At 69.5% G+C, this 8,319-nt stretch carries 7 protein-coding genes and 1 pseudogene; 1 reads left to right on the top strand and 7 read right to left on the bottom strand.

All coding sequences use genetic code 11. The annotated features are described in order from the left end of the window. From VF794_RS20715 to VF794_RS20695, 5 genes and pseudogenes are all read right to left on the bottom strand, one after another. A pseudogene (locus tag VF794_RS20715) lies at positions 1-399 on the bottom strand (type II secretion system protein GspE); the annotation flags it as partial. A gap of 3 nt (positions 400-402) precedes the next feature. Then, positions 403-2,952: a type II secretion system secretin GspD gene (gene gspD / locus VF794_RS20710; protein WP_331113020.1), complete on the bottom strand. Its 2,550-nt coding sequence runs from the start codon at positions 2,950-2,952 to the stop codon at positions 403-405. A gap of 28 nt (positions 2,953-2,980) precedes the next feature. Then, entirely contained in the window at positions 2,981-3,898 is a 918-nt protein-coding gene (gene gspC / locus VF794_RS20705; RefSeq protein ID WP_414640930.1) for a type II secretion system protein GspC, read from the bottom strand. Positions 3,899-4,090: 192 nt separating this feature from the next. Next, positions 4,091-5,500, bottom strand: coding sequence for a sigma-54 dependent transcriptional regulator (locus VF794_RS20700; protein ID WP_331113016.1), 1,410 nt, complete (start codon positions 5,498-5,500; stop codon positions 4,091-4,093). A 23-nt stretch (positions 5,501-5,523) separates the two neighbouring features. Continuing rightward, positions 5,524-6,510, bottom strand: a complete 987-nt coding sequence (locus tag VF794_RS20695) for a ParB/RepB/Spo0J family partition protein (protein ID WP_331113014.1) — start codon at positions 6,508-6,510, stop codon at positions 5,524-5,526. A 146-nt stretch (positions 6,511-6,656) separates the two neighbouring features. On the opposite strand from VF794_RS20695, the gene VF794_RS20690 reads away from it, so the two are divergent. Next, complete coding sequence (locus VF794_RS20690; RefSeq protein ID WP_331113012.1) at positions 6,657-7,037, top strand: helix-turn-helix transcriptional regulator; 381 nt, start codon at positions 6,657-6,659, stop codon at positions 7,035-7,037. Here VF794_RS20690 and VF794_RS20685 read toward each other — a convergent pair. Both VF794_RS20685 and VF794_RS20680 read right to left on the bottom strand, forming a co-directional pair. After that, the gene (locus VF794_RS20685) at positions 7,027-7,473 is read right to left on the bottom strand and encodes a helix-turn-helix transcriptional regulator (RefSeq protein ID WP_331113010.1); all 447 of its coding nucleotides are present in this window, start codon (positions 7,471-7,473) and stop codon (positions 7,027-7,029) included. The two genes, VF794_RS20690 and VF794_RS20685, sit on opposite strands and share 11 nt — an antisense overlap. Further along, positions 7,470-8,319 (bottom strand): protein kinase domain-containing protein (locus tag VF794_RS20680; protein ID WP_331113008.1); only part of this gene is annotated, 850 nt, incomplete at its 5' end. The genes VF794_RS20685 and VF794_RS20680, both read right to left, overlap by 4 nt.

Here is an 8,319-nt window from a genome sequence, read left to right as displayed (position 1 = left end):
CGGATCCGCCACCGCCAGGGCCACGGTGTCTCCCTCCACGGTGAGGGGGAGGATGCGCGCCTGCTTGGCGAAGTTGATGGGCACCCGCTTGATGAGCTCGGTGTCCACCTCCTCCAGGAAGAGGCGCGCGAGGTAGGGCAGGTCGAGCTGGAGGCCGAGCGCCTTGGCCACGTCCTCCTCGCCGAGCGCCTTCATGCCCACCAGGATCTCCCCCAGCCGGCCGCCCTTCTCCATCTGGAGCTGGAGGGCCTCCTGGAGCTTGTCCTCGGTGAGTCCGGTGGTGGCGCGGAGGATCTCCCCGAGCGGCCGGCCGCACAGGTATGCGGGGCCATTGGCGATGACCTGGGTGGAAGCGTCAGGCGCGGGCTTGGCGAGGGGCGCGTCAGCGAGCAGGCTCATGGTCTACCTTTCCTCCGTGTCCGGCTGGATGCGCAGCCGCTCCTCCTCGGGAGGCGCGGGCGGAGGCTGCACGGGGGTGGGCTCCTCCGACGGAACTGGAGCCAAGGAACCCCCCTGGGCCGGCGAGACTTCCCCGCCCCGGGTGGACGTGGACCTCGTGCCGGGGGCGGAGGGGCTGGCCGGCTGCATGCCGCTCGTGCCCTCGGGCCGGATGACGCGCTCGCCGGGGTTGCCCGGGCCGCCATTCTCCAGCTTCTGCTCCTCGGTGCGCAGCACCCGGCGCATGCGGCCCAGCGGGCCCGTCTTCCGCTCGAAGTCCACCGGCACGTCGTAGCCGGACACCTGGCCGTAGAACTGCTCCACGAACTGCTGCCGCTCGGCCATCTTGCGCTCGAAGATGCGCCGGAAGTCCGACTGGTCCCGGATGATGTAGGGCGTGAGGAAGAGCAGCAGGTTCGTCTTCGTCTTGCGGCGGGTCGTCTCGCGGAACAGGTGGCCGATCAGGGGCACGTCGCCAATGATGGGCACCTTGGAGACGGACTCGATGGTGCGGTCCTGCATGATGCCGCCGATGACGACCGTCTCCTGATCCTTGGCCACCACCGTCGTCTTCGCGCTGCGCTTGGACGTGGTGGGACCGAGCACCGGATCCGTCGAGGCGATTTCTTCCGTCTGCTCGGTGATCGTCATCCGGATGAAGTCGCTCTCGTTGATCTGCGGCTTGACGCTGAGCTTGAGTTCCACGTTCTGGCGGTTGATGGGGGCGTAGAGGCTGCCCAGGCCGCCCAGGGCGCCGAGCAGCGAGGGGTTGAGGCCACCCGCGCCCGCGCCCGCGCCGGTCCCGGCGCCCAGGCCGCTGCCCAGCGAGGAGGGCGTGAAGCCCGCCTGGAAGGGCACGTTCTGGCCCACGGTGATCTCCGCCTCCTCGTTGTCGGTGGTGAGGATGTGCGGGGTGGAGAGCACGTTGACGTCCGAGCTCTGCTGGAGCGCGTGCAGCACCACGCCGAAGGCGGGGATGTCGATGCCCAGGTTCTTCAGCTCGGGGATGACGGGGCCCTGGAGGCCGGCGAGGAAGCCGCCGAAGCTGGCCAGGTTGGCCAGCGAGAAGGAGGGAGGCAGGCCCTGGCGGGTGTACTTGGTGCCGGCGATGCCCGCGCCCTGGCCCAGCGGCGTGGACAGCGAGTAGCCGCTGTGCAGGCTCAGCCCGAACTCGTTGTTGCGGTCCAGGTTGACCTCCATGATGACGGCCTCGACGAACACCTGGCGCCGGGGCTTGTCCAGCTCGCGGATGACGCGCACGAGGCTGCGGTAGTCGCTCTGGCTGGCGATGATGACCAGCGAGTTGGTGCCCTTGTCCGCGGAGATCTTCACCTCACCGGCGAAGAGCTCGGCGGCGCCGGTGGTGCCCCCACCGGGGCGGGTGACCCCGGGGGGCGGCTGCGGCATGGCGCCACGCGGGCGGCTGGCGCTGCCCTGGGCGAGCGTCTGCAGGGTGCTGGCGATCTCCTCCGCGTTGGCGTTCTCCAGCGGGTAGACGTTGATGCGCTCGGTGCCCGCGGTGGGGATGTCCAGCTCGCGCACCATGCTCTGGATGCGCTCGAAGGCGGCGGGGCTGGCCACGACGATGAGCTTGTTGGTGCGCTCGTCGGGGATCATCTGCGAGAACGTCACCGGTCCGCCGGCCGCTCCGCCCTCGGGGTTGGTGTTGATGGGGCCGCCCTCGCCTCCGGGCGGCGGCATCATCGTGGGGGCGCCGGGACGGGCGCCGGGGCGGGCGCCGCCCTTCTGCTCGAAGATCTTCTGGATGGTGGTGGCCACGTCCGCCGCGGTGGCGTACTGCACCTGGATGATGCGGACCTCGTCACTGGCCGAGCGCGCATCGAGCTGATCGATGAGGCGCTCCAGGCGGTGCACGTTGGAGCCCACGTCGTTGATGATGATCATGTCCGGCGGGTAGGGGATGGTGTCGCCATCCTTGGACACCAGCTGCTGGAGCACGCCGCGCAGGGGCTCCACTTCCACGTTCTTGATGCGGAAGAGCTTGGTGATCATCTGCTCGTTGGTGGTGTAGGGCGCGTCACCGTCGATGAGCGTGGGGATGGGGTTCTGCTTGGCGGCGCGCTTGTCGACGATCTTCAGGAAGCCGCCGTGCTGGTAGACGGCCAGGCCGTTGGCGTCGAGCGCCGCGAGGAAGGCGGCGTAGAACTGGTCCGCGTTCACCTCCACGCGCCCGTTCTCCGGGCCGATGATGGAGATCTTCCCGCGCACGTTCTCCGGGAGGATGAACGTCTTGCAGGTCGCGTCCGACACGGTCTGCACCAGCTCCGTGATGTCCACCTGTTTGAAGTAGATGCCGAAGCGGGCACGGCGCCGGACCTCCTCGCACGAGGGCGTGGGCCGGATGGTGGCGCCGCCGCCCTCGGGAGACTCGGGGGTCTGCTGGGCGACTGTCGTGCCACCAGCGGGAGGAGGCGAGCCGGGGCGGCGCTGGGCCAGCGCGGGCAGGGACAGCCCGAGGCACAGCAGGAGCAACCAGGACGGAAGCGTCTTCATGGAGGGCAGGGGTACTGCGCGCTGCGGGTTAACGGATGTTGTAGTTCTTGCGGATGCTCGACCCGTTGCGCTCCAGCTCGATCTCGATCCGCGAGGCTTCCTTCAGCTTGGTGTAGACCTCGAGGGCCTTCTCCGGGCTGTTGAGCTCGAAGCCGTTGATGCGCTTGATGACGTCGCCATTCTGGACGCCGATCTTCGAGTAGATGGAGTCGGGGCGGATGGAGAAGAGCTTGAAGCCCTGGGCCTGGCCGTCCTTGAAGGCCGGGACGATGCGCGCCTGCATGGCCACGTCATTGAGGTTGGCCAGCGTGCGGTCGATCTCCGTGCGCGGCACCTCGTAGTCGTTCTCGCTGACGGCGCGGATGCCGTTGCCCAGGCCGTTGCCGGGAGCCTGCACGGGCGGGCCGTTGGGCACCGGCGGCGGGGTGTAGGCGGCCACGGCCCCGGCCCCGTCCCCGGGCTGGTTGTCGATGAACTCCTTGCGGGAGTTGTTGAGGATGATGACGCGCGAGCGCTCGATGTCGATCACCTCGGCGCCCTGGATGCGGTCGCCCACCATGTACGTGGTGGAGCGCTGGTTGGTCATGTCCTGGATGGAGGACACGGACCACAGCTTGTCGTTGGCCACCAGGGTCCCCAGCAGCTTGACGCGCAGGCCGCTCTTCACCGGCGCGGCGTTGGGGTCCACCACCGGGGTGGCGGCCTCGACCACCGCGGGCTCGGGCTCGGGCACGGCCACGCCCGTCAGGTCCGACAGGCGCCGGATGTCCAGCGAGGCCAGCACCTCGTGTGTCTTCGCCTTCTGCGGCGCCGACACCTGGCCCGAGGGTACGGGAGTGAGGGCGGACTCGACGAACAGGTTCACCGTGCGCGCCGCCAGGAGGGCGACGAGCAGGATGAAGACCAGGTTCACGGTCCAGAAGTACTTGCGGAAGAAGAGTTCCATCACACGTCCAGAGAGGGCCTGCTCGGGATTGAGCAAGTGGGGTGCCATCCACCGGGGGAGGCGGGCAACCCGACCCTTACAGCCAAGTTCCTGAAATCATTCCGGAATAAGCCGGGCCGCTGATGACGGGAGCCGGCGCCCCGACGGCTTTGGACAAAATGTCAGCAACCGAGCGAACGGCGTGACGGGCTGTCATTCCGCGGCGGGGGAGGCGGGCCCCTCTCCGCCGCCCGAGGAGCCGGAGGCCTCTCGTTCGAGCTTGCGGTAGATGGTGCGGGCGGCGATGCCCAGCAGCCGAGCGGCGAGGGTCTTGTCTCCCTTGGTGTGCCGCAGGGTCTCGTGGATCACCCGGCGCTCGATCTCCTCCATGGGGGTACCGATGGGGATGACGAGTTGTCCGGCCGAGCCCACGGGGCCCTTGCGCACGGTGTCGGGCAGGTCCCCCACCTCCAGGATGTCGCTCCGGGCGAGCACCACGGCGCGCTCCACGGCGTGCTCCAGCTCGCGCACGTTGCCCGGCCAGGCGTAGTTCTCCAGGACGCCCAGGGCATCCGGGGAGAAGCCGCGCAGGGTTTTGCCGTTCTTGGCGGCGAAGCGGCGGAGGAAGGCGTCGGCCAGCAGGGGGATGTCCTCGCGGCGCGAGGCGAGCGCGGGGATGCGCACCTCCACCACATTGAGACGATAATAGAGATCCTCGCGGAAGCGGCCCTCGGCCACCTCGCGCTGGAGGTCCTTGTTGGTGGCGGCGATGATGCGGACGTCCACCTTGACCGTCTGGGTGCCGCCCAGGCGCTCGAGCTCTCCCTCCTGGAGGACCCGGAGGAGCTTCACCTGGGCGGACAAGGGCATCTCCCCCACCTCGTCCAGGAAGAGGGTGCCGCCGGTGGCGCGCTCGAAGCGGCCCTCGCGGCGGGCCACCGCGCCGGTGAAGGCGCCGCGCTCCACGCCGAAGAGTTCCGCCTCGAGGATGCTCTCGGGGAGGGCGCCACAGTTGATGGCGACGAAGGTGCCCTTGGCCCGGTTGGACAGCTCGTGCAGGGCGCGGGCGGCCAGCTCCTTGCCGGTGCCGGACTCGCCCAGCAGCAGCACCGTGGCCGTGGAGGGAGCGGCCTGGCGAATGGTGTCCATCATGGCGCGGAAGGCGGGGGACTGGCCCACCATGGCGCGCCCGCCGGTGCTGCCCATCTCGGCCAGCTTCGCCTTGAGGACGCGGTTCTCCGCCGCCAGCTCGTGTCGCTCCAGCGCCTTCTGCACCGACTTCACCAGCGAGTGGCGCTTGAGGGGCTTGGTGATGAAGTCGTAGGCCCCATCCTTCATGGCGGACACGGCCGTCTCCACCGTGCCGTAGGCCGTCATCAGCACCACCTCCACGTCCGGGCGCAGGGTGCGCGAGACCTTGAGCAGCTCCTGCCCGTCCATGCCGGGCATCATCAGATCCGTCACCATCACGCTCACCTCGGGCCGGCGCAGCAGCTCCAGGGCCTCGGTGCCGTTGCTGGCGGTGAGCGTCTCCAGGCCCTCGCGCTGGAAGATGCGGGCGACGGAGTCCAGGTTGGCGCGATCGTCATCGACGACGAGGACGGTGGTGGGAGGGGTCGTCATGGTGCTCAGCGGCCTTGCAAGGCCTATTCCTCGTCCTCGGAGGCCAGGAGGGGCCCACTCATGCGGCCGAGATCCTCGCGGTTGACCTTCTCCAGGTTGAACCGCCGGGCGCTGGAGATCATCCGGGTGACGGTGGGGTCGAACTCGGCGGTGCCCTCCTTCTTGAAGCGCAGGAAGTTGATGCGGGCCACCACGAAGTTCTTGAGGTAGGGGCTCTGGAGGCCCCGCTCCTTGAGGGCGGAGACCACGGTGGCCACGGCGTCGTCCAGCTCCAGGATCCGGTCCGCGCGGGCCTCGCGCACCCGGAGGGCCTCGGCCATGGGGAGGCCCAGGAAGGACTCCACGCGCTTGATGAAGGGGTGGTAGGCGCCCGCGGCGAAGCGTGGCCGCTTCTCGTAGGCGGCCCCGAGCGTGAGGAAGGCGGGCTCCTCGAAGAGGTGGGCGAAGTCGGACTCCTTGCCGGCGCGCGCCCCGGTGAGGCCCCGGTGCATGCGGATGACCTCCAGCGAGCGCTCCTTGAGGTTGTGCGCCTTCTCCGTGTTGAGGGCGAGGATCTGATAGGCCACGTCCTCGTCGGGCAGCACCAGCGCCATGATGGACCTGCCACCCAGGAGCTTCGAAGCCTGGAGCCGGTGGTTGCCGTTGGGCGTCCAGTACTTGCCCTCCTTGCGGATGGCGATGATGGGGTCCAGGAAGCGATCCAACCGCTCCATGGCGCTGGCCAGGCGCTTCACGTGGGGCTCGGAGACGTCGCGCTGGTAGGGGGTGGGCTCGACCTTGTCGATGGGCAGGGCGGCGAACACCACGGTGTGTCCGCCCAGCGGGTCGCGGTAGACGCTCAGCACCTGGCCGCCATCCTCCTGGATGCCCTGCACCAGCTCCGGGGAGGGGCTGGCGGACTCGCTGGCCACCTGGGCGGCGGTGAGTCCCCGGGAGGCGGGCTCGGCCTTCTTCCTGCGGGGCCGGCGGGTCGTGGTGGTGGCTGCCTTGCGCGCGGATTTCGTTGCCATGTGGCTCCCCCTTCTCGCGGATGGGGGAACCTTACTCGTAGGCCACTGCATTTCCAGAGAGCCTTGCCGCTCAACCCTCGTCGCTGCGTGCGGAGAAGAAGGCGGAGGGGTGACGAGGAGGTGACCACGCGGGGAGGGTGCGGTAGATGCAGCCCATGGACGAGAAGCTGCAACGCCTCCTGGGGGATGCCGCCCGGGCGGCCCGGCTGCGGCTGGGCCTCACGCAGGCGGAGATGGCCGCGAAGGTGGACCTGGGCTCGAGCGTCTACGGGCGGGTCGAGCGCGGGACGATGATGCCCAGCGTGCCCACGCTGCGGCGCATGTGCGTGGCCCTGGGCATCTCCGCGGATGTGCTCCTGTCCCTGCTCGTTCAGGAGGGGAAGGGGGCCGTCGCGAGGCCCTCTCCCGAGTCTGGCGAGCACCCGGAGCTCAGTCGCATCGTCCACCTCTTGCGTGGGTGGTCTCCAGAAAGGTTGGCGCTGCTGCGCAAGCTGCTGGAGGTAGCGGACAGCAACCTCATGTCGTGAGGGGGCCCGGGGCGGGCTCCCGCTCTTCAGCGACCGGAGGACTCCGCCGGTGGGAGAGCTTCGCCAGGGTGTGCGCCATGACGTGGAGGGCGGCGAGTTGCTCCTCGTCCAACCCCCGCAGCGTGCGTTGCAGGCGGCGCATCCGGGGGGAGTCGTTCAAGGTGGGCCCGGTGTTCTCCTCCAGCCAGACGGGCTCCTCATGGCCCACGAGTCTCAGGGCGTTGTTGGCGTCCACCCGCAGCACCAGGCAGAGCTTGCGCAGCTTGGGGAGGCTGGGCAGCATCCGGCCCCGCTCCACCCGTCCGTAGACCTCGGTGACGAGGCCCGCGCGCTCGGCCACGTCCGCCTGGGTGAGCGAGGCCTCCAGACGGGCCTTGCGCAAGACCTCTCCCAGGCGGACGGCCAGCGTTCTCTTCTCCTTGAGGTCGGGGCTCATTCTTCCTCGGGAGTGGGCAGGACACCTTGTTCGGTGGGGAAGGCGCGCGTCTCGTGGGGGGACCTCTTCTTGTTGAAGAGGAGGGGCGCCAGCTCCGCCGCCGCCTCCCGCGCTCCGAAGGGCTTGCCCAGGCGCAGGTAGGCCCTCAGGTCATCGCGCAGCTCGGCGCCCGTCTGGTAGCGGTCGTCCGGGTTGCCGCGCAGCACCTTGTGCAGGAGGTGCTTCAACTGCCCGGGCAGGCCCCGAGCTGTCCGCTCCACGTCTTCCGGGCCGAAGCGCTGGATGCGGTCGGCCAGCGTTCCCACGCTGGTCCAGGTGGTGCGCTCGGCGCGGACGTGGGCATTGTACCGGGCCACCTCCGGGGATGCGTCCGCGGGCAGCGCCACATCCGGCGGATCCAACGGGTATTGGCCCGACAGCAGCTCCAGCAGCACGAGGCCCAGGGAGTAGAGGTCGGCGCGTCCGTCCGGAGGCTGGAGGCGCATCACCTCCGGGGCGGCGTACGCCGCATCCGCCCGCAGCACCTGGGGAGCGGTGTGGACCCGGCCGGGCAGGTTCGACCAGGCCACGCCAAAGTCGGTGAGCTTCACCTCTCCCTGGAGTCCCAGGCGGATGGTCATGGGACTGACGGCCCGGTGGACGATATGTAGTGCTTCGCCGCCGGGGCCCGTGCGGTGCCACGCATGGTGGAGTGCGTCGGCCACCTCGGCGGCGATGTAGCAGCAGAAGGCCGGTGACAGGTTGCGGCCTTCCAGCAGCGCGGTGGCGGTGGCCGCCTCGAGGAAGCAGCCCGGCACGTACTCCGTCACCACGTAGGGCCGCCCTTCGTGCTCCTCCAGTTCATAC

The sequence above is a fragment of the Archangium sp. genome, assembly GCF_036389735.1.
Lineage (GTDB): Bacteria > Myxococcota > Myxococcia > Myxococcales > Myxococcaceae > Archangium.
Note: the sequence above shows the minus strand (reverse complement) of the source record. Positions and strands in the feature narration are given on the sequence as shown.